The sequence below is a fragment of the Mesorhizobium maamorense genome, from assembly GCF_044998965.1.
Lineage (GTDB): Bacteria > Pseudomonadota > Alphaproteobacteria > Rhizobiales > Rhizobiaceae > Mesorhizobium.
On sequence record NZ_CP173356.1, the window covers coordinates 6,575,347 to 6,596,510 of the forward strand.

The 21,164-nt window shown below is 57.8% G+C and carries 23 protein-coding genes and 7 pseudogenes; 19 read left to right on the forward strand and 11 right to left on the reverse strand.

Translation table 11 applies throughout. The annotated features are described in order from the left end of the window. Nucleotides 1-39: 39 nt before the first annotated feature. The 5 genes from ACIU1A_RS32595 to ACIU1A_RS32615 all read right to left on the reverse strand — a co-directional run bounded on the left by ACIU1A_RS32595 (nt 40) and on the right by ACIU1A_RS32615 (nt 3,062). Entirely contained in the window at nt 40-1,080 is a 1,041-nt protein-coding gene (locus ACIU1A_RS32595; protein WP_404926233.1) for a CBASS cGAMP-activated phospholipase, read from the reverse strand. Beyond that, nucleotides 1,077-1,454 (reverse strand): hypothetical protein, encoded by a 378-nt coding sequence (locus tag ACIU1A_RS32600; protein ID WP_404926234.1) that lies wholly within the window; start codon nt 1,452-1,454, stop codon nt 1,077-1,079. Before ACIU1A_RS32600 ends, ACIU1A_RS32595 begins: the two co-directional genes overlap by 4 nt. A 107-nt stretch (nt 1,455-1,561) precedes the next feature. Then, nucleotides 1,562-2,143: a hypothetical protein gene (locus ACIU1A_RS32605; protein ID WP_404926235.1), complete on the reverse strand. Its 582-nt coding sequence runs from the start codon at nt 2,141-2,143 to the stop codon at nt 1,562-1,564. Beyond that, nucleotides 2,140-2,820, reverse strand: coding sequence for a nucleotidyltransferase (locus ACIU1A_RS32610; protein WP_404926236.1), 681 nt, complete (start codon nt 2,818-2,820; stop codon nt 2,140-2,142). Before ACIU1A_RS32610 ends, ACIU1A_RS32605 begins: the two co-directional genes overlap by 4 nt. 20 nt (nt 2,821-2,840) lie before the next feature. Next, entirely contained in the window at nt 2,841-3,062 is a 222-nt protein-coding gene (locus ACIU1A_RS32615) for a DUF2188 domain-containing protein (RefSeq protein WP_404926237.1), read from the reverse strand. Nucleotides 3,063-3,215: 153 nt separating this feature from the next. Between ACIU1A_RS32615 and ACIU1A_RS32620 the strand changes: the two genes are divergently transcribed. The 5 genes from ACIU1A_RS32620 to dgt all read left to right on the forward strand — a co-directional run bounded on the left by ACIU1A_RS32620 (nt 3,216) and on the right by dgt (nt 6,470). Beyond that, on the forward strand, nt 3,216-3,542 hold the full coding sequence (locus ACIU1A_RS32620; RefSeq protein WP_404926238.1) for a helix-turn-helix domain-containing protein: 327 nt from the start codon (nt 3,216-3,218) through the stop codon (nt 3,540-3,542). Continuing rightward, nucleotides 3,539-4,435 (forward strand): ImmA/IrrE family metallo-endopeptidase, encoded by an 897-nt coding sequence (locus ACIU1A_RS32625; RefSeq protein ID WP_404926239.1) that lies wholly within the window; start codon nt 3,539-3,541, stop codon nt 4,433-4,435. The genes ACIU1A_RS32620 and ACIU1A_RS32625 overlap by 4 nt, the downstream gene beginning before the upstream one ends. A gap of 30 nt (nt 4,436-4,465) precedes the next feature. Further along, nucleotides 4,466-4,756: a ribbon-helix-helix domain-containing protein gene (locus tag ACIU1A_RS32630; RefSeq protein WP_404926240.1), complete on the forward strand. Its 291-nt coding sequence runs from the start codon at nt 4,466-4,468 to the stop codon at nt 4,754-4,756. Then, nucleotides 4,753-4,977, forward strand: a complete 225-nt coding sequence (locus tag ACIU1A_RS32635) for a hypothetical protein (RefSeq protein ID WP_404926241.1) — start codon at nt 4,753-4,755, stop codon at nt 4,975-4,977. The genes ACIU1A_RS32630 and ACIU1A_RS32635 overlap by 4 nt, the downstream gene beginning before the upstream one ends. Before the next feature lie 149 nt (nt 4,978-5,126). Beyond that, complete coding sequence (dgt, locus tag ACIU1A_RS32640; RefSeq protein ID WP_404926242.1) at nt 5,127-6,470, forward strand: dGTP triphosphohydrolase; 1,344 nt, start codon at nt 5,127-5,129, stop codon at nt 6,468-6,470. Nucleotides 6,471-6,559: 89 nt separating this feature from the next. Here dgt and ACIU1A_RS32645 read toward each other — a convergent pair whose 3' ends face one another. After that, nucleotides 6,560-7,834 carry a hypothetical protein gene (locus ACIU1A_RS32645; RefSeq protein WP_404926243.1) on the reverse strand — a complete coding sequence of 425 codons (1,275 nt, stop codon included), beginning with the start codon at nt 7,832-7,834 and terminating at the stop codon, nt 6,560-6,562. Between the two features lie 716 nt (nt 7,835-8,550). On the opposite strand from ACIU1A_RS32645, the gene ACIU1A_RS32650 reads away from it, so the two are divergent. From ACIU1A_RS32650 to ACIU1A_RS32685, 8 genes and pseudogenes are all read left to right on the forward strand, one after another. Continuing rightward, on the forward strand, nt 8,551-9,441 hold the full coding sequence (locus ACIU1A_RS32650; RefSeq protein ID WP_404926244.1) for a pyridoxal-dependent decarboxylase: 891 nt from the start codon (nt 8,551-8,553) through the stop codon (nt 9,439-9,441). Next, nucleotides 9,405-10,544 (forward strand): fatty acid desaturase, encoded by a 1,140-nt coding sequence (locus ACIU1A_RS32655; protein ID WP_404926245.1) that lies wholly within the window; start codon nt 9,405-9,407, stop codon nt 10,542-10,544. Before ACIU1A_RS32650 ends, ACIU1A_RS32655 begins: the two co-directional genes overlap by 37 nt. Then, nucleotides 10,499-11,218: pseudogene (locus ACIU1A_RS32660) on the forward strand (PLP-dependent transferase); the annotation flags it as partial. The gene ACIU1A_RS32655 and the pseudogene ACIU1A_RS32660, both read left to right, overlap by 46 nt. Before the next feature lie 187 nt (nt 11,219-11,405). Further along, a pseudogene (locus ACIU1A_RS32665) lies at nt 11,406-11,880 on the forward strand (PLP-dependent transferase). Further along, nucleotides 11,867-12,295 (forward strand): annotated as a pseudogene (locus ACIU1A_RS32670) (gamma-glutamyl-gamma-aminobutyrate hydrolase family protein); the annotation flags it as partial. The pseudogenes ACIU1A_RS32665 and ACIU1A_RS32670, both read left to right, overlap by 14 nt. Continuing rightward, on the forward strand, nt 12,249-12,569 hold the full coding sequence (locus ACIU1A_RS32675) for a gamma-glutamyl-gamma-aminobutyrate hydrolase family protein (protein ID WP_404928053.1): 321 nt from the start codon (nt 12,249-12,251) through the stop codon (nt 12,567-12,569). The pseudogene ACIU1A_RS32670 and the gene ACIU1A_RS32675, both read left to right, overlap by 47 nt. A 93-nt stretch (nt 12,570-12,662) precedes the next feature. Next, nucleotides 12,663-13,586, forward strand: a complete 924-nt coding sequence (locus ACIU1A_RS32680; RefSeq protein ID WP_404928054.1) for a DMT family transporter — start codon at nt 12,663-12,665, stop codon at nt 13,584-13,586. Nucleotides 13,587-13,819: 233 nt separating this feature from the next. Further along, nucleotides 13,820-14,120, forward strand: a pseudogene (locus ACIU1A_RS32685) (IS630 family transposase); the annotation flags it as partial. 39 nt (nt 14,121-14,159) lie between these two features. Here the strand turns inward: ACIU1A_RS32685 and ACIU1A_RS32690 are convergent. From ACIU1A_RS32690 to ACIU1A_RS32705, 4 genes and pseudogenes are all read right to left on the reverse strand, one after another. Next, complete coding sequence (locus ACIU1A_RS32690; protein ID WP_404926246.1) at nt 14,160-14,549, reverse strand: bifunctional hydroxymethylpyrimidine kinase/phosphomethylpyrimidine kinase; 390 nt, start codon at nt 14,547-14,549, stop codon at nt 14,160-14,162. Continuing rightward, nucleotides 14,489-14,911, reverse strand: a pseudogene (locus ACIU1A_RS32695) (bifunctional hydroxymethylpyrimidine kinase/phosphomethylpyrimidine kinase). The gene ACIU1A_RS32690 and the pseudogene ACIU1A_RS32695 overlap by 61 nt, the downstream one beginning before the upstream one ends. Then, the gene (locus ACIU1A_RS32700) at nt 14,908-15,177 is read right to left on the reverse strand and encodes a hypothetical protein (RefSeq protein WP_404926248.1); all 270 of its coding nucleotides are present in this window, start codon (nt 15,175-15,177) and stop codon (nt 14,908-14,910) included. The pseudogene ACIU1A_RS32695 and the gene ACIU1A_RS32700 overlap by 4 nt, the downstream one beginning before the upstream one ends. 154 nt (nt 15,178-15,331) lie before the next feature. Next, nucleotides 15,332-15,876 (reverse strand): annotated as a pseudogene (locus tag ACIU1A_RS32705) (recombinase family protein). A 135-nt stretch (nt 15,877-16,011) separates the two neighbouring features. Here ACIU1A_RS32705 and tnpA point away from each other — a divergent pair. From tnpA to tnpC, 3 genes are read left to right on the forward strand one after another with little or no spacing between them, the layout of a single operon-like run. After that, nucleotides 16,012-16,458 (forward strand): IS66-like element accessory protein TnpA, encoded by a 447-nt coding sequence (gene tnpA, locus ACIU1A_RS32710; RefSeq protein ID WP_404924843.1) that lies wholly within the window; start codon nt 16,012-16,014, stop codon nt 16,456-16,458. After that, nucleotides 16,455-16,811 carry an IS66 family insertion sequence element accessory protein TnpB gene (tnpB, locus tag ACIU1A_RS32715; protein ID WP_404924842.1) on the forward strand — a complete coding sequence of 119 codons (357 nt, stop codon included), beginning with the start codon at nt 16,455-16,457 and terminating at the stop codon, nt 16,809-16,811. Before tnpA ends, tnpB begins: the two co-directional genes overlap by 4 nt. Nucleotides 16,812-16,859: 48 nt before the next feature. Beyond that, the gene (gene tnpC, locus ACIU1A_RS32720) at nt 16,860-18,389 is read left to right on the forward strand and encodes an IS66 family transposase (protein ID WP_404924841.1); all 1,530 of its coding nucleotides are present in this window, start codon (nt 16,860-16,862) and stop codon (nt 18,387-18,389) included. 115 nt (nt 18,390-18,504) lie between these two features. Here tnpC and ACIU1A_RS32725 read toward each other — a convergent pair whose 3' ends face one another. After that, nucleotides 18,505-18,801, reverse strand: a complete 297-nt coding sequence (locus ACIU1A_RS32725; protein WP_404928091.1) for a hypothetical protein — start codon at nt 18,799-18,801, stop codon at nt 18,505-18,507. Here ACIU1A_RS32725 and ACIU1A_RS32730 point away from each other — a divergent pair. From ACIU1A_RS32730 to ACIU1A_RS32740, 3 genes and pseudogenes are all read left to right on the forward strand, one after another. Beyond that, a pseudogene (locus ACIU1A_RS32730) lies at nt 18,695-18,916 on the forward strand (transposase); the annotation flags it as partial. The gene ACIU1A_RS32725 and the pseudogene ACIU1A_RS32730 overlap by 107 nt on opposite strands. 106 nt (nt 18,917-19,022) lie before the next feature. Then, nucleotides 19,023-19,112, forward strand: a complete 90-nt coding sequence (locus ACIU1A_RS32735; RefSeq protein WP_404928055.1) for an isopentenyl transferase family protein — start codon at nt 19,023-19,025, stop codon at nt 19,110-19,112. Nucleotides 19,113-19,349: 237 nt separating this feature from the next. Continuing rightward, nucleotides 19,350-21,035 (forward strand): NAD(P)/FAD-dependent oxidoreductase, encoded by a 1,686-nt coding sequence (locus tag ACIU1A_RS32740; protein WP_404926249.1) that lies wholly within the window; start codon nt 19,350-19,352, stop codon nt 21,033-21,035. Nucleotides 21,036-21,164 lie beyond the last annotated feature (129 nt).

The window sequence follows — 21,164 nt, forward strand, 5'->3', positions numbered from 1 at the left end:
TATTAACTGAGGAAACTTGAGAAAAATAGAAGGTCAGAGCTAGTCGGCTTCACTCTGAAGTGGAAGTGGCACATACGGATCCGTTGGCGAATGAAGGAACATTTGCTCAATCCGATGCCCTGCCGCTTCAACCAAAACCCTGGCCATCGCGGGAAGTTCGGTTCTTGCTCGGCGGTGGTCGTCGAGGGCTATAGGCGAAGGGGCTTCGGGCGCATCGATCCGCATCACATTGTCCTTACCAACCAGCAGATATGCTTGTCCGAGGGCATTTAGTGATTGGGCCCGCATAGCGCCAAAGTAGATGTCGCGCCATTGTAGGATCCCACCTTTGGACTTGGTAGCGTCGACCTTGAAAGCAGTCTCTCCACAGCCGAGGCTCAGAATCTGGATATTGGCACGGTCGATTTCGAAACACGCCAGCGTATCGACAAGGGCGTTCATCGTCGGGTTGTTTGCCCATAGGCCACCGTCGACCATCATGTAGCCATTGTTGGGAAGAGCCTGAAAGAACGTCGGCGCCGCCGCCGTCGCAAGCCCGACCCGGACCATCCGCTCAAACCGGTCCTTTTTGTAATCGGGATGGTGAGGGGTCTTGTACAACCACGGCTCGCCATAGCGCCCCTCAAAGCTTGGGATCACAAGGCGGTTGCCGGCCATCCCGAACGGGGTGTCGTCGAAAATGCGCAACAGCTCGCTTTCGAGGTTATCGCGATCATAGGCATAGCGGCCGAAGCGCCGCACCCTGCGCAACACGCGCTGAAGGGGATTGGGCGGCGGGAAGATCAAGCCGCCGCGTTCGACGTAGATTTCACGGATCTCGCGCGCGGTTTTGCCGTGCGAAAGCCCCAGCGCGATAATGCCGCCGGTGGAGGTCCCGGCAATCATATCAAAGCAACCCGCCACCGATTTGCCGCCCAGGAACCGCTGCTCGAGCTCGGCGAGCACAGCTGCCGGCAGGATGCCGCAGATACCCCCACCATCTATCGACAAGATGCGGAAGGGCCGGCCCTTCGGCCAAGGGCGTTGCAGGCGGCGTTTCTGGGCGGTGCCGTCCGAGCGGCGAGGCGGGAGGTAGGTCATCTATTCACTGCACTGCCAAGCGCGGCTCGCGGCTGTTCGATATGTTTACCGGTGCCGGTCCACGTTCCCGTGGCGCGCCAGCCTTCATAGGAGGTCAGCCAGTCAATCGCCCACGGCACGGTGGTTTCGGCCACCGACATGAAGGGCGACCATTCATCCGAATCCGGATCGAACATGCACAGCACCACATCGAGCGGGCCGCCGCCGATGTAATAGACGTGCGGCAGCTGGCCCTCCGGGTCGCCGCGCCGGGGCCGCAGCTGCGGGGTCAGGATTTTCACCCGCGGCTGCATGCGGCGATTGTTGAGCTTTTCGATAATGGAAGGGGCCCGGAACGTGATCTCAACCTGGAAGGTCTGCAGCAGCGGCCGCAACGGCCCCCGCCATGTCGCGGAGGCGCCTTCAAGGGTGGCTAGTACTAACTGCGGTCAACGGTCGGCCATGGCCGCAATCTGACGTTCTATTGTGAAAACCTCGCTGCTCACCGCCGTTCTCCCATATTCGTGTGGGAGCGCGCGGCCACTGGCGACGCGACGGCAATCGAACCGACAACGGCCGGTGCTGCCGGCACGAACAGACCGCCCTTGCGGGTATAGCTTTGATCCAGGGAACGGATCGCCCGGCCGGTGCGGTCGTTGAAGGTCTTCAGCGTGTTCGACACAACCCGATCGCCGAACCGATTACGCAACCAGTCCTGCAAATCCTCCAGCTGCACGTTGCCCTGCTTGATTGCTTCCAGTCCGTCGGCCAGATCACGCAGGGCGGCGGCGAATGCATCCTGCTGCATCTTGTTCTCCGGCCAGCGGTCGGTGAACCGGTCTTCGTCCCACTCCGGATTGCGGACATCGAGGAGCTGCCCCTGGCGTGACGCTTCCTCGATAGCGCGTTCCGTCCAGCGCGCCTGCCGGATCACCATGTCGGAGAGCAGCATGCCCGGCAGGGCCGCCTTGCCGGCATGACACGACAGCATCACCGATGGCGGGATCCGGCCTGTGGTGGAAGCGTAAAGGACGTTGCGGAACCGCTTGATCAACTGCAGCGCCACTGTGGCGGTGTTCTTCACGATGAGGGGGTCTGTGCCGGCACTAGGTGCACATCCGCATCGGCGGCGAACTCGATGCCGTCGGCTTCATAGAGCCGCTTGTTGTAGGCCAGCGCGAACCGCTCCTCCATCGGCGTCCGCGCATTGTACCAGCGACCGAACGCCCAAGCGTTCATCATGACCGGCCTGTGAAGATGGGTCGGGTCGCCGTGCTTGGCATGGAAGATCACGCTTTCGCGGTCTTTGAGGGTTGCCAGGCGGCGGGACGGCGTCAAGTCGACGTGCATGTTGTCGGCGTAGCGCAGCGTGATGCAGCGGCTCTGGCGCTCGACCGCCTGCACGGGGTAATCGGCGACGGCGTTTTCCAGAAGGTCAAGGACCTCCTCAGGCGACATGTCCTCCGACACGTCGAGTTCGACCACGACGTCAAGATCGTATTCGTTGTCGGTTCCCCGCGTCGAAATGGTTGCGTCGATTGCCATGGAACCCAGCGGGTAAAAGCACAAGACCCGACCGTAGAGCGGACTGCCAGGGCACTCGATGTGCTTGCGAATGGCTTCGTAGCGGTCGCCGGTCCTGGCGTGCAGGCCGGCAGGCAACTGAACGCTGATGGCCAGGTCCGCCAGAATTGCATCCAGTGGATTGAGGAAGGGCTCGACGGGCCCTAGGACCCCAGGAAAGCGTGGCTTATCGTTCATTGCAGGGGTCCTTTCAGGGTTTAGCCTTTCGGCGGATGCGGATCGTTGCCGTAGGAATTGGAATCGCGGATCTGGCCATTCGGCCGGTGGATGACGACTTCACTATGCTGGTTGACGGCGATCTCACGCGCGGCTGAAATCGCATCGGCCTGCGTGGAATGCACCGAAGTGGCGCGGCTATTACCGGCACCTTGCACAGCCCACTGGCCGTTGTGAGGTACGACATGTTGATTCTTGCCCATAGAAAGCTCCATTAGTTGAGTTGCTAGACATTATCGTAAAGATAAATCTTACGGCGACTTGCGTCAAGTCCCATATTATGGTCTTGTAAGCTGTGATCAGACGGCGCGGACGCAGAAGCGACCGCGTCGCTATGATTCGTGGAAAGGACTTGTATGGTGGAGTTGGCTGTAAAATTGAAACAGCTGCGAATGCGAAGCGGAAAGTCGCTGCAGGAAGTGGCCGATGCGGTAGGGGCCTCGAAGGCTCATGTGTGGGATCTCGAACGCGGCGCGAGTAAAAACCCATCGTTGACCCTTATTAGGAGCCTGGCAGACTTCTACAGGGTGGGGGTAGCGGATCTGGTGGGTGAAAATCCCGGGGCACCGGAGGAAGATGCCGAACTGGTGGCGATGTACCGCAATCTTAGCGAGCTTTCGCCCGGTGACCGCGAAACCATCGCGCTACTGATGGAGCGGTTGAAAGCCAGTCGGAAACCATGACGGTCAGCCGAATCGATCTGGCCGATGCGGCCACTCCGGAAAAACTTGTTCTGGAGATTCTCAAGAACGAGCCCGGCCTCGCGATTCCTGTGCCGATCGAGGCTCTTGCCCGGCAGCTCGACATTGTCGATATCCTTCCGCTTGAAACAGACGGCTATGAGGGCGGGCTGATTACGCCCGTCGACAAGTTCAACGGGTCGATCCTGTTCAACCAGGCCAGCCCGCGGCGACGGCGCCGCTTCACGATCGCCCACGAGCTCGGCCATTTCCTCATGCCGTCCCACGTCCCCTCGGCTGAGGGACGGTTTTTGTGCCGGTTGCAGGATATGCTGGCGTTGAAGGCCAACGAGGCAGACCGCCGCATGAAGATGGAAGTCGAAGCGAACCGCTTCGCGGCAAATATTTTGATGCCCGCTCCACTTTTCCGAAAAGATGCGGCGGCGGGCAAGGATCCCGATCTTAGCCATCTGGTCAAGCTTGCCGACAAATACGATGTCAGCAAGGAAGCGGCCAGCCGCTCGTATTTGCGCTACCGGGAGGAGCCGGTGGCGGTGGTGATTGCCCGTCACGGCAAAGTCCTTCGGGTCTACGGTGACTATGCCAAGTTCCCGGGTCTTTCGGCTGAACGGGCCCGGCCGGTTTCTCCCTATTCGCTGCTGCGCAGACGAACCCATCAGGAGGGTGTACCGAGCGACATCGATGAGACCGATGCGGGGGTATGGATCGACGTCCAGCGGGGCCGCAAACCGCCCGCCCTCTACGAGCAGGTGCTGCTCCAGCGTGACGGTTTCGCGATGATCATGCTTTCGATGAACCCGCCTGATGAGGATGAGGAAGACCCGGAAGATGACTTGACCTCGGCTCAGCGCCTCAGGCGAAGGGTGGATCGCTGATAGACCGAGTATCGGCTCGCGGGCGCAGAATTGCTGCCCAAGCTGGCAATGGCAACACCGACCTTCGCGTATTACAAAGTTTATTCTTTATTTACCAACGGCGATTACGCTCTTGGTATGAGCAAAAAAATCATCTCGTTTCGTCTCGCCGAAGACGACTTGGCCATACTCGATGAGACCGCGCAACGATTCAATATGAGCCGGTCAGAAGCCCTTAGCGCTGCCCTTCGCGCGTTCAACAATGATTACGTCAACGAGAACGGTACATTCGTGCGGCGCACTCCTTGGTGGCTTCAGACGCTCGGGGACGACACCAAGTGACAAAACTGGACGTCAACAGGCTGGTCTTGGTTACTGCGCTGATCTTGCTGGTGGTGATTGCCGCCGGATCTGGGTATCGGCTGGAGATCGGACCCTATGGCCTAACTTTCGAACGGGGCAACAACGCGAACACCGATCAGCCTAGTTTGCCCGATACTCGCACCCCACAGCCGGAGCCAAAATCACTTGGCATGGTGAGCGGGTCAGCTAAAGCGAAGTGAACCTAAGGTCGCTTGTTTCAAGTTATCTGCTTCAGCCATCTGGCGAAGGCGACCACGTTTCAACTCTGAGTAATTTTCAGAGCGCAGAATACTATGATCAGCTTGATACCGCCGAGCTGAATTCGGGTAGGGATGGGAGGGGAATGCTCATGGATTGGGAACACTTGCTCAGCAGCGAACGTTTGGGAGACACTGGTTACCAGGCGAAGCCAAATCGTTCCATCTTTGTACAGGACTACGATCGGATCATATTCTCTGCACCGTTTAGGCGGCTTGCAAATAAGACGCAGGTGCAACCGCTATACGAGCACGATCACGTGCACCATAGGCTTATCCACTCCGTCGAGGTTGCGAGCGTTGGCCGCTCGCTGGCGATGGCGATTGGAAACTGGCTCGAGCAGGAGAACGAGATTGAGGCCGGAGAAGCGCATAGTCTCGCGAATATTGTGCAGGCGGCATGTGTCGCTCACGACATCGGGAACCCTCCATTCGGCCACTCTGGCGAGGAGGCCATGGGGGACTGGTTTGCCGATCAATTCTCTAGTTCAAATGACCTGATCAGTGAGGTCCCAAGCGATAGGCAGCTGGCCTTCAAGAACTTTGAAGGGAATGCACAGGGGTTCCGAATCTTGTGCCGGTTGGAGATGTATCGGAATGATGGTGGGATGCGGCTTTCCAAGGCCACATTGGGGGCGTTCACGAAATATCCTGTCACGGCATCCACGCGTGAGTCCGCGGCATCGGGAACGGCCGCGGGATACGTGGGCCTCAAGAAGTTCGGTATCTTCGACAGTGAACTTGAATCGTTCCGCGGCGCCGCCGGCACTCTGGGTCTGGTGGTGGAGAATCAGGGCGATAAAACGTGGTGGCGACGTCATCCGCTGGTGTTCGTTGTCGAGGCGGCTGACGACATCTGTTACAACATCGTAGACCTTGAGGATGCTTTTACGACTGGCGAAGTGGGGTACGACGTCGTGAGAGATATACTGTACGAAGCAGCTGGTAAGCCGAACCGAGATGTTTCCACATATACCGAGGCTGAAAACATCGCGATGCTGCGTGCTATCAGCATCGGAAAGGCGGTAGAGAGCTGCGTGGAAGCATTCAAGGAAAACTACACCGCCATCATGAGCGGGAGTTTCTCAGGGTCACTCGCGGAAATCTGCAGCATGAAATCACTGTTCGAACGGATGAAGAAAGTTTCAAAAGATGAGGTCTTTACAGCTCGCCGGAAGACTGAGCTCGAAATCTCGGGACGCAAGATCATATGGAATGTGATGACAGGCATATTGCCAGTCTATGAAGATCTTAGGCGATCCTGCTGGAAGGAGGCAGGATTGACGGCCCATTCCTGCCACTTGGTCAGAGCTTTGGGTCTTGATCTGCGGAACGTAAACACTTCGGAAGACGCGCTTCACGCGCTCGCGGATTTTACGTCAGGCATGACCGATCGTTACGCACTCCGCATTTCGAGGATGCTTTCTGGAACTTGACCCATGGATATACGATCCATATCGCAGCCCACGATCCCGCGTCTCTGTCCGAATTGGCCGCCGTTGCCGAGAGCCGTCAACCAAACCGCTTAGATGTATTTTGAACGATGCCTCTCCTCCGGGGCTACCCAGCTTTCTATGAAATCCAGCGGGTCTACGCCTCCCATCATTGCCCTTGCGAGGGTCAGACGCTCCTCCAGGCGGTGCCGCCGCTCGTTGGTAGCAAACTTCAGGCGCTCTTCCGCATCCGCGAAAAAGCGCTCTACCGTCATCGCTCTTCCCCACCTGTCGATAATTTCCGCAAGTTGTTCACGGCTGTCGGCAAGGGCCTGAGTTGTTTTCCGGGCATCCTCTTGCCTTAGGTAGCGCTCCCACTCCTCCTCTCGCTCCTTTTTCCTCTTCGCCTCGGCCTCATCTGCGGCGGTCATGAGGCGTTGGAGGTTATCCTTGACCCCTTTCACGGTCTCGACGATTCTTGGGATAAGTTTGCCAAGTGTCTCCTGCTCCGTTTCCTGCCAGCTAACGGACCAATCGACACCGCCTTTCGGCGAATAGGCAACGACCCGAAAGCGTCCCGACGGCATATCCTGGTCTGTCGTCCAGGAATGCGTCAGCTGCCAGGGCTTGGCCGACCGGATGAGCCTGCTGTCTTTGCGATGATACTCACCATTGAGGTCTCGCATCGACACTCGTTCGGTCATCTCGGTGAGAGCGAGCCCGATTGGCACCGTGTCGATATAGAAGACGGTCGGCCGGTCCGGAGCCCAGATGCTTCCGGAGTGATAGCGCCCGTATTTGCGATCCTTTCGCTCCACCTCCTGTTCCTTGATGTGGATGCGATGAAGGTCGTCGGCGGCTTGTGCGATGTGAACCCGGTACCCTTGTTTATACAGCGCGAGATAGAGGTCATTGGCGATCGAGAGTGCGCGCAACAGCGCAGCCTCTGAAGAAATCAGATCCGGCAGGATCCTTTTGTAGGGCCTGAGGAACTCGCCGTCGCCGACATCACGCGTTTTTCGTAAATGCTCTTCGACACCGAACAATAGCGGATGATGCGCTGGCCGATCAGGTTTCGCTACGCGCCTGGTCTTGCGTGCCGCGATTTCTTCCGGCGTCTTCTTCGGCCGTGGCTTTGGGGTCGACTGCGTGATCTCGATGGTTTCATCCGGTGCCTCCGGCAGGGCTGGCAGATCTGCCGGAAGCCCGAGAGATTTGCGGGTCCAGTAGCCCGATCCGGGGTAGGGTAATTGGTATTGCTTGCAGATGGCGGCTAGCGCCGTGCCGGAAATTCCAAGCTCCGGGGCGACTTTGCTGAGCGGCCTCTCACAGACCCGTTTATAAAGCTCCAGACGTGTCAGTTGCATTAGCGATAGGTCTCAGTTCAATCGCGACCGATATCGTCCCGCCGGGATAACGGCAGGCGCTGGATCTCGCCGCTTGTCCCTGGCTTATCAGCGGTTTGGATATTTTTTGCGACGGCGGCGCTGGTCAGGCCACCCTTTTCGAAGTTCGCCTTTTGTACTCAAGAAGTCGCATAAAATGGCAGTGTGGAACTGCTGTGATGTCCGGAATTATTTGGCATTTCATGGGGTTTACCAGTCCGGAATTATGGGCTGCAGGTGTTCAGCCTATACGATTGAAAACAAGAGGATTTTCAGGTCGAGGATAGGGGTTTCCGATCCAAAGACCGCGTTTACCAATGGCCACAATCACAGCTAATTCTGGATTGGCGTTAAGTGGTTGAATCAGCGTGGAAGTTAAGCGCCTCTATTGGTCAACCTGCTTGCGGTCGGCAACGGATTGGTCAACCCCAAAAACCCAGGATTGGTAAACCGAAGCAGCAGCCCTATCGACTAAGATTCAGCTCTACGCCTTCACTGTCCCCAGCAAGGGCTCTCGGTAGCGAATGGCGCCCTTGAGCGGGCGAGGGCGGCAAGGCGTGGGTGTCACGACACATATAACTCGAGCTGCTACTCGGTGGTTTCCGTTCTGCCGCTGGGGACTAGCGCACGATGTCGAGGAAAGAGTTCGTGCCACTCAACCTGCTCGCCAGCTTTGCGGGAATCTCTCGACAAGCGGTTTGGAAGGCCTGCCAGCGCGGCAACTGGCGGGGGTATACCTTGCGCGCGAGACCCTTGATAATCCTGTTCTGATATACTCCACAGAGGCGCACTATTCGCTTCCAAAGGCTGCAAAAATCCTCCGGATCGAGGCTTTGACGTGCGGGGCCGATTGTTCCGGCGCCATCTCTCCAGATGCTCTTTCTGGGGTTATCCACGCAAATCGTCATCGCAGCATCATTCTCGCACTGACCTCTGGAACGACGATCAAAGGCGCACACGACGATATCACGTCCTGCGTCAGCGTTCTGGACCGCGTCGGGATCGATCCGAGCCGACGCTTTGTTCACGTCGATGGCGCCCTGAATGCAATGGTCCTTCCCTTTGTCGATGGCTTACCAAACTGCATCCGTCCCTCTTTCCGGCACGGGATCGACAGCGTGTCAACCTCAGGTCATAAGATGATCGGCACGCCAATGCCCTGCGGTATCCTTGTAGTTCGTCGTGAGCATGTCAGTCGAGTGGCTTCCGCCGTCAGCTACTTGCGCTCAGATGATACGACTCTGATGGGATCGCGCAACGGCCACGCCGTTCTCGCGATCTGGAACCGGGTGATGCGGCTTGGCATAGCCGGTTTCCGCCATAATGCCCGAACCTGCATCGAGCGTGCGGAAGGCCTCGCAGCAGCATTTCGTTCAGCGGGCATCCCGGTGTTGCTCAATCCATGGTCCTTGACGGTTGTATTTCCGAAGCCATCCGAGAGGCTCGTCAGCGAATACCAGCTCGCATGCCATGACAACTCCGCCCACGCGATCGTTATGCCAAACGTCAAAGCTGATCTCATTGACCGCTTCGTCGGTGCCTATACCGCAGAGTGGCGCTGCAATTCTCGGCAAAAGGTGTCTTCATGAACGCTCACGCGCGGCCGCTCTACAGCGGCATCGAAGCGCCCGGCCGCTACGTTTACCATCGTTTTGATCGTTGCATCACTAGTGACATCAAAGCTCTTACAACTGACAATTGGCATGGCCCGCTTTATATCGTGACGGTGATCGCTGCCTTCGCGTGGCTGGTCATTGGGGTCAACTGGTGGTTCTATCCTCTCGCAGTGATAATGATCGGAGCCCATCAGCGAGGAATCTCCACCATTCTGCACGATTCTGCGCACGGTGTGCTGACAAAGAACCGTCTGCTGAACTTCCTGCTCGGCACATTGCCAACGGCTTGGCCCATCTTTCAACGCCACTTTGCCTACAAGGAATCACACGTCCACAGCCATCATCCCTTTCTGGGAAGAGCCGACGCCGATCCTGACCTGGAGTTCTTCATCGCGGAAGGTGTCTTCACACCCCGAACGGATCGTTCCTTCGTCTGGAAGCTCATCATCCTGCCCCTGCTCGGATCGAAAACCTACGCTTATCTGAAGTATCTGGTCCGCAACAGATATCAATTGATCCTCAATTCCCTCTCCGGCAAGGAGAGTTCAGTGCGGGTGAAGCGCGGAGAAAAGTGGCGTTACGAGTTCGATCGCTGGGGATTCTACGCGTTCTGGGCTTGTATCGTCGTGTACGCTTTGATCTATGGCTACTTCTCGGAAGTCGTCCTTCTCTGGGTCGTCCCCTACCTCACCTCATTCCACATTATCGGCTGGTTTATCGAGATGTCTGAGCATTGCAGCTCCATCGAAAATCAGACCGTGAACCTGCACATGGCTAGGAACCGCCGCAGCTGTAATATCGAGAAGTGGCTGACCGCGATTAATAACGACAACTACCATCTCGATCATCATCTCGACCCGACAACCCCGTTCTGGCGCTTACCCGAGGCACATGCCATCCGCATGGGGGACACCGTCTATGCGGCGCACTGCTCCGAAACGGGTGGGATATTCCAGCCTGGCCCAAATGGTGAGCCTTCGATCCTGAAATTGATCCGCGACCAGAACCGGAAGCGCTTCGCCCAGTCTGAATGCCGCGCCGAGAAGTATCCAACTCCCGGAGAGATCCAATATTGACCAAACCAGAGAAAAATGACCCTTCAGCACGATTGGCGCCAACGCCACACCTGCATCCGGAAACGGCAGTGTTGCATGGCGGCTATCGCTATGATCCGGCGACCCTTGCTACAACTGTACCGATCTATCTCTCGAATGCTTATGCATTCGAAACAATTGATCACGCATCGGACGTCTTCGATCTCCGACGCGAGGGGCGCACCTATTCGCGGTTGATGAACCCGACAACGGATATTTTCGAGCAACGCGTTGCGGCTCTGGATGGTGGCGTCGCCGCCTTGGCAACCTCGTCGGGGCAAGCCGCAATTATGCTTGCAATCCTAAACATCACCGTAGCCGGGGACAATATCGTAAGCTCCACGCACCTGTATGGTGGCACAATCAATTTGCTGGCCAGTACGTTTCAACGGCTCGGGATTGAAACCCGCTTCGTCGATCCAAGCGATCCCGAACGTTTCCGCGAAGCCTCAGATCGCCGAACGCGCTGTTGGTTCGGCGAAGCGCTTCCCAACCCCAAGCTCAGCCCTTTCCCGATCGTCGAGGTCGGGGCGATCGCGCAGGAACTCGGAATTCCGCTGATCATCGACAACACGCTGACCCCTCTTATCTCCCGCCCTCTCGAGCTTGGCGCCCACATTACCGTGCACTCCACTTCCAAATATATCAGCGGCCACGGCACGACGATTGGCGGCATTATTGTGGATGGGGGCACCTTCGACTGGGCTGCCTATTCCGAACGCTTTTCGTTGATGACACGTCCTGACATCTCGCACGGTAACATTCTTTGGCTCGATGCCGCGCGCAATCTGCCCGGCCCCCTACGGAGCCAGCCCGTTTCTGCTCAAGATGCGCAATACGCTCATGCGCGATTTCGGTCCCTGCCCGTCGCCATTCGCATCTTTTCTCTGTATCCAAGGTCTGGAAACGTTACCTTTGCGAATGCCTCGACATTGCTCCAATGCCCGCCAGCTAGCCGAGTTTCTCATGGCGCATCCTGGCGTTCTCGACGTAACATATCCGACTTTTGGCGGGATTGTTGAACGGCATCGCGCCGAGCAGAACATGGGTGATCATGGTGGCCCGATGCTCGTGTTCGAGATCGCTGGCGGCATTGAGGCTGGGCGCCGTTTTATCGAGCGGTTGTGCCTCGCCTATCACGTCTCAAATATTGGCGACGCGAGAACACTCGCCACGCATCCAGCCTCGACGACACATGCTTCGGTCCGAGGCGCGCCTTGCTGCCGGAGTTCGCGATGGAACAATCCGGATTTCTGTAGGACTTGAGCACATTGAGGATATCATCGCCGATATCGGGCAAGCTCTTGAGGGCACCTGATTGTGGCCTCGCTGATAAACAGCGGCCCCGCGTTGGTGTCATTTCCGACCGCCGGACAGAGGACGGCGTCGGGTATGAGACCGTACGCGTTCGTTATCTTGAAGCCCTGCGTACGACCGCAGGTGTCTTACCGCTAGTGATCCCGTGCGGACTGGTGGAAGGGGATTTGCGAGTCTGTTTGTCACTCCTCAATGGCGTACTGCTGACCGGGGCGGAGTCGAACGTCTCGCCCTCATTTTACGGGGGCCCAGAGGCTTGTCCAAAGACGCTTGATCTTGACCGGGACAGGACAAGCTTTGCTGCGATCAAGATTGCATTATCATCGGGCATTCCCCTATTCGGAATCTGCCGTGGGCTGCAAGAACTCAATGTCGCACTTGGTGGCAGCCTCTCACGCAACATCTCGGAAGGTGAAGGTCGGATCCACTCATGTGGAAGACCTCTCTCTCCCACGCGACCTTCAATACGCCTCCTTTCATGCAATTCTAGCCGAAGGCCACGGCCACATCGCCCAATGCATCCGCCGCTCGCAAAAGAATCCAGTCTTGGTCAATACCCTGCATCGGCAGGGGATCGCGCGTTTGGCGGATGGCCTTGCGGTTGATGCGCGATGCGTGGACGGCGTTATTGAAAGCCATATCGGTAAAGGACACGGCAACTTTTGCTGCCGCCGTACAATGGCATCCTGAATGGTTTCACGTTGAGGATCTGCTCAGCGTCGAAATCTTTCGTGCATTCGGCGAGGCCTGCCGCTCGCATATGATAGAAACAAAGTGACCGCCATGAGAAATGCTTATCTTTCATCAATCCTTGGGGCCGGTTTCGCTCTCCTTGCAGCTCTGTCCAATGGAACCGTCGGCGTGCTTTCGCGGTCCGCTTTCAAGGAAGGCCTCGATCACACTGCAGTTGCATTTTGGCGTTGCGCCATTGCGTTTTCGCTGCTCTCGATCATCATCCTTTTAAGGTCTGGAGGTTTAGCCCGACTAGTCTCAGTGTTCACGGGATCGTGGAAGATCGCCGTCTGCTCCGCGCTTGGCATCTTCACACTTTACCATTTCGAAACCCAAGCTTTCACGTATGCACCGATCCCGCTTGTCGCCATCCTTGTTTTCGCTGGCGGCCTTGGTGCAATCGCGCTCGACATCCTCATCTTGAAGGAAACGGTAACGACGCGAAAGGCGTTCGCCATGACCATGGTCTTTCTTGGAGGCTACTTCGTGATTGCTGGGGACGGCCTGATGACCGGAAGCATTATCGGTGTCAGCCTCGCCCTTATCGCGGGTCTAGGCTACGCCAGCTTTATCTTCGCCTGGAAATTCTTTAAGCTGCGCTCATCCCTAGAAACCTTCTGGTGGTTCCTGGCTTATGGCCTCGTTATGCTCGCTGTTCCCTATGCTTGGAGCGGAGCACCAATCCCGTCAGTGAACGCGCTGCCAAGCTTGCTATCACTGGGGGTTATCCCCTCGTTCTTTGGGTTCTACTGCACAATTCTCGCTCTTCAGCATATCGAGGCATACAAGACGCAGGTCATCGAATCGAGCGAGCCGTTCTTTTCTGCGCTCTTCGCAGCCGCGCTCTTCGGCGAATGGCTGACAGGTCCAGGAATGTTTGCAGCATTGGCCATTATCGTCGGTGCGTTGATTACATCCATGCCAGAGCGCCGTGCCGTCTCTATGCAAGTACGCCCAATTGGCGAAGAGGATTAGGGCAACGTGCTTATTGTCTTTTCCGAGGACCAATATGCTCATGAAAGCGCGGGCGGGTTATGGCGTGGACAGATGGTGCCCTGCTTCGACACACCAGAACGGCCAAAACGAATAATCGCTGGCCTTCGCAATGTGGGGTTCGAACGGATTCTAGCGCCGAAGCCGATTACGTCCAGGTCCCTGCAGACAGTTCACGATCCAGGCTTCATCCAGTTTTTAGAAGTCGCCGAGCGCTGGTGGCACTGACGTTGCAGGACCCGCCTGGCGAGACGACGCACTGGACCGCCGACATGATGGTGGCCGCAGCCGGCATTAGCGCCAGCGCGGTGCGCCGCATCTGGAAGGGCGCACGGGCTGCAAGCCCAACCGCTGGCGCCAGTTACCAATCATGCGCAGTTCGTCGACAAACTGCGCAATGTCGTCGGCCTCTACGTTGATCCGCCGGCTCACGCCATCGTGCTGTCGGTCGACGAGAAGAGCCAGATCCAGGCGCTCGACCGCAGCCAGCCCGGCCTGCCCATGAAGAATGGTAGACCCACCGAGAGGATTGCTGGATTGAAGAGGGCACTTCGTTCATCCGGCGGCTTGTTCATCATCCCAAGTGGCCAAAATCTCACTTTGATTAGCAAGGGTGTTGAATACGTACTTCTTGGCATTGGGCACGCTTTCTTCCAGCGACGCCCCAAGCGCAAGAGAGGCGGCAATGGCGCTGGAGAGAATGCAGCCCGTCCCCCGCATATCGCTCGGCAGGCGGCGCGCACCAAATCGAAGGGCAGGGCGGTCCGGCTGCACCAGCAGGTCGACTGCATCGTTGCCGCGGGCATGACCGCCCTTGACGAGGACGGCGGCCGAGACAGTTCTCGACAGCTCCTGACCCAGGCGGCAAGCGGATGCTTCATCGACTACGATCGCGATCCGGTCAGCGCGGCCAATTCCGGCAAGTTCGGCGTGACAATCCGGCAAAGCGGCATGAGATGACCGCGCAGCGCGGCGACAGCGTCTTCCACGATCAGCGCCCCGCCGGACGAAGAGGCGAAAACAGGGTCCAGCATCACTGGAAGATCCGAGTGATTCCGCAGAACCGTCGCGGCTTCCGCCATGTTGTGCCAAGCATCCCGATCTTGATGGCTTCACGTTGCTGGCGGCAACCGCGGCCGGCATCTGAGCTGCGACGAAACCCGGCGCATATGCTCGATCCATTCGACAGACAGATGCGTCTGGGCGGTCACCGCCGTGACGGCGGCGCATGATCTGAGGCCCTGCGCCGCGATCGTCTCAACGTCGCGTGTGACTCCAGCGCTGCCGCTCGAATCCGAGAACGTCACGGCTTGTTCTCCTTGGCTTGGAGGAGCATGGCGACGTTTTCGGCGGCAAATTTGAACCCTCTGCGGTCGGGAATTCGCTCAGCGGAGATCGGGTAGCGTGGCCGCTTTGGATCGATGCCGGTTATCCGGTACCGTTCGCTTCCGGTGCGGAACTCGCGTCCGAAGTCCGAAGGGGCCAATCCGAATTGCTCTGCCAAGAACTCGAACCTGTCTTTTTCGAGATTGAATGCGGTGCCGTCGGAAGCGGGAATGCTGACGCGGAACACGGGCTCCAAGAAGAAGCCGGATCCGTGCCGTGCCATCCGGCGCCCTCGATGACCAGGCCATGGTCCTCAGCGATCTTCTGGCAGACTTCGAGCATGCGGGTCTGGATCTCTTCGCATGTCGCTGGCGTCAGACGGGTTATGAGCCTGCCCTTCGTCATTTGCCCTTCCTCACCTGATAGACAGTACCGCGTGAGAAGCCGAGATCGCGGGCGATTTGTGTTGGGCCCTGACCCTGTTTAAGCCTTTGCTGGATCGCGTCGCGGTCGATTTTCGGCGGCCGGCCCTTGTATGTGCCGCGCTTCTTGGCGGCAGCGATTCCCTCCGCCTGGCGCTCGCGCCGCAGATTGGTCTCGAACTCGGCAAAGACACCAAGCATGTCAAAGAAGGCCTTACCGGCGGCGGTCGACGTATCGACAGGTTGTTCTGTCGCGGAGAGATGCGCGCCCTTCGTCTTGAGCTTGTCCACGATCATCTGCAGGTCGCGCAGCGATCTGGCCAGGCGGTCAATCCGGGTGACGACAAGCGTCTCGCCAGCATGAATGAAGTCGAGAATGGTGTTGAGTTGCGGACGGCCTTCCAGGGTAGAGCCGCTCTTCTGCTCCTCGCGAATGACCTCGAGCCGGCGGCCTTGAGCGCGGCGATCTGCCCGGCGAGGTTCTGGTCGGTGGTGAAGGTGCGAGCGTATCCGATGCGGGTCATGCAAACTGTTCATTTTGGGTGTGCCGGCGCGATGCTCTGTTCATTAACGAAGATTGAGCGTAAGCGCTGTTCCGGCGGCACCTTTCGCGCGTGGATGTAAGGGACGATGTTCGAGGCCTTTGAGGGCTTCGACATATGACGGTTTCAGAGTTTACGCTTAAGTCCAGGGACGGTGAGCCGGTCCGTCGGCTGGAGATCTTCACTGGTTCGGGTCGGCGGCGTGAGTGGCCGCCGGAGGAGAAGGCCCGGATAGTGGCGGAGAGCTACGAGGCGGGCGAGACGGTTTGTGCTGTGGCACGCCGGTATGGACTTTCCCCGCAGCAATTGTTCACCTGGCGTCGGGCTGCTCGCCGGCCGATGGGGGAGGAAGCGATATCGGAATCCATGTTCGTGCCGGCGGTGGTGACGGCAGCGCCTCCGACGCCTGCGGCGAAGCATCGGCCACAGCCAAAGAAGCGGGAGCCGGCTCGAGACGCTGGTGAGATCGAGCTCGAGATCGACGGCATCGCAATGCGGGTGGGTCGTGGGGCGGATTCGAAGACGGTTGCAGCGGTGATCCGTGCGCTGAGGGCAACGTCGTGATCGGGCCAACGGGAGCGGTCAAGGTCATGGTGGCGACGAAGCCGGTCGACTTCCGCAAGGGAGCGGAAGGTCTGGCAGCGCTCGTGCGCGAGGCTATGGGCGCGGATCCGTTCTCGGGCGCGGTCTACGTGTTCCGGGCCAAGCGGGCCGACCGCATCAAGCTCGTCTACTTCGACGGCACGGGCGTATGCTTGTTCGCCAAGCGGCTGGAGGATGGCAAGTTCTGCTGGCCGGGCATTACCGATGGTGTCGTGCGACTGACGGCGGCACAGTTGCAGGCACTCCTGGAAGGCCTCGACTGGCGGCGGGTGCACGAGACGCGCCAGATGCGTGTTCCAACGACGGCGAGCTAACCATCGCATTATTGCCAAATCACTGGAATCCATGCTTGAATCCGCTTCGTGACTGACGCGGCCGCTGCCCTACCCGACGATCCTCAAGCGCTTCAGGCGATGCTTCTGGCCGCGCGCGCGGAGAATGAGAGGCTCCGCCAAATCATCAAGGAGTTGCAGCGCTATCGCTTCGGCCGAAGGGCGGAGAGCCTGCCTGAGGACCAGCTGCTTTTGGGGCTGGAGGAAGCCGAGCAGGTAGAGGCGGAGGGCTTCGCCAGCGCGGAAGCCGCGGACCCCTCAAAGCGTGATGCCAGGGCTCGTAAGCGTCGCGCCAACCGCGGCTCGTTGCCCACCCATCTGTCGCGCGTCGAGCAGGTAATCGACATTGCCGACAAGATCTGCCCGTGCTGCCAAGGTCAGCTGCATGTTATGGGCGAGGACGTCTCCGAGCGTCTCGACATCGTGCCCGCCCAGTTCCGTGTGATTGTCACCCGTCGACCGAAGTATGCCTGTCGGGCCTGCGAAGAGGTGGTCGTGCAGGCGCCAGCGCCGGCACGTCTCGTCGAAGGCGGCATTCCTACAGAGGCCACGGTGGCTCATGTTCTGGTGTCGAAGTATGCCGACCACCTTCCCCTATATCGTCAGGCCCAGATCTACGCCCGCCAGGGCGTCAATCTCGACCGTTCGACACTCGCCGACTGGGTGGGCAAGGCAGCTTTCCTGCTTCGCCCTGTGCATGAGCGGCTGTTCGAGCGGCTGAAGGCTTCAGACAAGCTCTTCGCGGACGAGACCACTGCGCCTGTGCTTGATCCGGGCCGGGGGCGGACCAAAACGGGGCAGTTGTTCGCCTATGCCCGAGACGACCGACCTTGGGGCGGAATGGACCTACCCGGCGTCGCCTATCTCTACGCTCCGGACCGCAAGGCCGAACAGCCGATCCGGCATCTTCAGGGCTTTGTCGGAACCCTGCAGGTCGACGGATACGCGGGTTACAAGGCGCTGGCCGAACGCAACGCCGTGAGCTTGGCCTTTTGCTGGTCGCACGTGCGTCGCCGCTTCTATGAGCTCGCGCAGTCCGGCCCCGCGCCGATCGCGACGGAGGCGCTCGCCCGCATCGCCCAACTCTACCACGTTGAGAGCGATATCCGCGGTCGTTCCGCCGACGAACGCCGCGCCGTCCGGCAGGAGAAAAGCCGTCCCGTCATCAATGCCCTTGAGCCGTGGCTTGGACAGCAACTCACCCTTATCAGCCAGAAGACCAAGCTGGCGGAAGCCATCCGCTACGCGCTCTCGCGCTGGCAAGGTCTGACACGATTCCTCGACAACGGTACGATCGAGATCGACTCCAACGTCGTCGAGCGCGCCATCCGTCCCATTGCGCTGAACCGCAAGAATGCGCTCTTCGCCGGCTCCGACGGCGGCGCCGAGCATTGGGCAACGATCGCTTCGCTGATCGAGACATGCAAGCTCAACGGCGTCGAGCCTCACACCTACCTCGCTGACGTGATCGCCCGGATCGTCGCCGGCCATCCACAAAGCCAGATCGACGATCTGCTGCCTTGGGCCTACAGACCTATGCCGCTCAAGGCAGTGGCCTGAGAACAGCGGTTACGATTGAGCCCAAAATATACAGGCTTTTCCCGTTGCGACGTGTTCATGGCGGGTGTTCAGGCCGGGTATACCCAAATTAGAACACGCCCATCGGTTCCGGTGGTCAGTTACGCCGTCGTCGTGGTTTCAGCTTTCTGGTAACCTCCGCCAGCCACGCGACTGCACCGGGCGTGGCCTGCCACGCCTGGCCGTTTTCGTCGACGTAGTCAGCTGCCTCATCCTCGCCCCCCAAAGTGATATAGCCGACGATGGAAGCAACCAAAGGCTGCTTGCCGGAAAGGACGCCAGGCGTCGTGCCCACGAATATTACCATCCTGCCACTGCCGCCGAAATCACCGGAGCTCAACCCGGTCGAAAACCTCTGGCTCGTCATGCGCGAAAACTGGCTGTCGAACCGCATCTTCAAATCCTATGACGATATCGTCGCCCATTGCTGCGATGCTTGGCGCAAGCTCGAAAACCAGCCTTGGCGCATCATGTCCATCGGCCGAAGAGAATGGACAAATGGGGTCTGATCAGTGAGGAAGCTTATTATATTACATATGAAACGTAATATTAATTCAATTAGTTCGAATTGAGTGATAGAAAGAAATAGATAATATGGATCGTTAGCAAGCACTAATAGAAGGTATCGCGCGCGAGTATTTGGAAGATGCTCGGTGGCAGGAGCGCGACTTCCCATGTGAGAGGGACGCGATTTATTTCGGATGAGCAATCCATTTTAATTCAAATAAATATTGCGTCAATCGTCTATTAGCTAGATGCGTTTGCAGTGATTATTATTACTAAGTACAGAAGCTGGCAAGCTCTCTAATACACACCGTTAATTGCGCCTCCGGTGAGCAGCAATTGTTATGCTGTGGCCGCGGCGTTCCAATTTAACGGGGGCGGCATTCTGAGGGCGGCCACACTAGATCTCAAGAAATATAGCTATCACCGGAGAGCGGTATGCTGAACAATACCATCGCAAGAAATTCATTGCCGAGTATCGATCTTCTGTATGATTATGGACCGTTCTTGCGATTGAGCGAGTCTGAAGGTGGTATTGGGAGCTTTGCTCAAAACAGCCGGCGCCCGCGGGTTGGCATTGTGGGCGCCGGCATAAGTGGCTTGGTGGCGGCGACTGAACTTTTGCGCGCCGGAATAACGGACATCGTGCTATTTGAGGCGCGGGATCGTATGGGTGGGCGGGCTTGGTCACAAATCTTCGACCCGCGCGAACCGCATCTCATTGCCGAGATGGGCGCTATGCGCTTTCCTTCCAGCGCAACCTGCCTGTTCCATTATCTGGACAAATTGAGGATAGATACCGCAGCTTCCTTCCCCGATCCGGGCATCGTGGATACCGAGGTGCACTATCGAGGTGCGCGTCATTTATGGCAGGCCGGCGAGTCTCCGCCGCCACTGTTCAGACGCGTTCATCAAGGATGGCAGGCTTTGATAAGCGACGGTTACGTGCACGAAGGGATTCAACTGCCCGCACCGGCGAAGATCACAACTTTGCTTCGGTCGCATCGCTTTGACCAAGCTCGTGACGCATGGCAGGCCTGGCTAGATTCGTTTCGCGACATCTCCTTCTATTCGGCCCTCGTCACCATCTTTACCGGACCGCAGCCACCAGGGCGCGTACCTTGGAAAAGGCCGGAAGATTTTGAGCTTTTCGGATCGCTGGGGATTGGATCTGGAGGCTTTTTACCTGTGTACCAAGCCGCGTTTACTGAGATACTGCGTCTAGTAATTAACGGGTACGAGGACGATCAGCGCCTGATTATGGGAGGGATCTCCCTGTTGGTGAAACGGTTGGCTGAACAGGAGCTTAACGGTGTGAGTTTGCGGCAGCGTGTCCGCTACGGTCATGTAAGCCGTATTTACAAACAGGACGGTCAGATTCTCGTGACATGCGCAGGAGGGCAGGTCGTGCCTTTTGACCGCGTCATCGTCACAACCAGCAATCGAGCTATGGAGCTGGCCCATCGTCTCACGGCGGATGGAACCTTTCTTACTAACGAAGTTTTGCGAGCGGTCAGAGAAACTCACCTTACCGGCTCTTCCAAGCTGTTTATGCTGACGGAAAACAAGTTCTGGTTAAAAAAGGGCTCGCCGACAACCATCTTGTCAGATGGCCTTGCCAGAGGGGTTTACTGCCTAGACTATCAGCCAGATGATCCGGATGGTAAGGGCGTGGTGCTGTTAAGTTATACATGGGAAGATGATGCTAACAAAATGCTTTCCATTCTGGACAAAAAGGAACGGTGCCAGCGTCTGGTCGATGATCTGGCCACCATTTCCCCTGATTTCGCCCGTCATCTAGTCCCGGCTAACGGTGACTATGAACGTCATGTCCTGCAGCACGATTGGCTGATGGATCCATATTCAGTAGGTGCCTTCAAGCTCAATTATCCTGGTGAAGACATCTATTCAGAACGGTTATTTTTCCAATTCGCTACCGCAAAAAGACCGGAAGAAGACACGGGCTTGTATCTCGCAGGGTGTGGATGCTCCTTTACCGGCGGGTGGGTCGAGGGCGCGGTACAAACGGGCTTGAATGCCGCATGTGCTGTTATCCGCAGCAGTGGCGGCCAGCTCTTGAGCGGTAACCCTATTGATTCGATGAATTCCGCTTATCGATATTGAGAACCGGTAAATTTAGCGTTCTTTAGAAAAGGCTTTCTTAAATGTTTGCAACGTCCACACTCGAGGAGATTTGCAATCAAATACTGGCCGGGAAAACTTCGGCGTTGGATATCAGGGAATCGGCACTTT

Coding starts and splice junctions, on each gene's coding strand:
- ACIU1A_RS32595 (WP_404926233.1), bottom strand. CDS start 1,080: ATGACCTACCTCCCGCCTCGCCGCTCGGACGGCACCGCCCAGAAACGC.
- ACIU1A_RS32610 (WP_404926236.1), bottom strand. CDS start 2,820: ATGAACGATAAGCCACGCTTTCCTGGGGTCCTAGGGCCCGTCGAGCCC.
- ACIU1A_RS32615 (WP_404926237.1), bottom strand. CDS start 3,062: ATGGGCAAGAATCAACATGTCGTACCTCACAACGGCCAGTGGGCTGTG.
- ACIU1A_RS32620 (WP_404926238.1), top strand. CDS start 3,216: ATGGTGGAGTTGGCTGTAAAATTGAAACAGCTGCGAATGCGAAGCGGA.
- ACIU1A_RS32625 (WP_404926239.1), top strand. CDS start 3,539: ATGACGGTCAGCCGAATCGATCTGGCCGATGCGGCCACTCCGGAAAAA.
- dgt (WP_404926242.1), top strand. CDS start 5,127: ATGGATTGGGAACACTTGCTCAGCAGCGAACGTTTGGGAGACACTGGT.
- ACIU1A_RS32645 (WP_404926243.1), bottom strand. CDS start 7,834: ATGCAACTGACACGTCTGGAGCTTTATAAACGGGTCTGTGAGAGGCCG.
- ACIU1A_RS32675 (WP_404928053.1), top strand. CDS start 12,249: ATGTCGCACTTGGTGGCAGCCTCTCACGCAACATCTCGGAAGGTGAAG.
- ACIU1A_RS32680 (WP_404928054.1), top strand. CDS start 12,663: ATGAGAAATGCTTATCTTTCATCAATCCTTGGGGCCGGTTTCGCTCTC.
- tnpA (WP_404924843.1), top strand. CDS start 16,012: ATGACGGTTTCAGAGTTTACGCTTAAGTCCAGGGACGGTGAGCCGGTC.
- ACIU1A_RS32725 (WP_404928091.1), bottom strand. CDS start 18,801: ATGCGGTTCGACAGCCAGTTTTCGCGCATGACGAGCCAGAGGTTTTCG.
- ACIU1A_RS32740 (WP_404926249.1), top strand. CDS start 19,350: ATGCTGAACAATACCATCGCAAGAAATTCATTGCCGAGTATCGATCTT.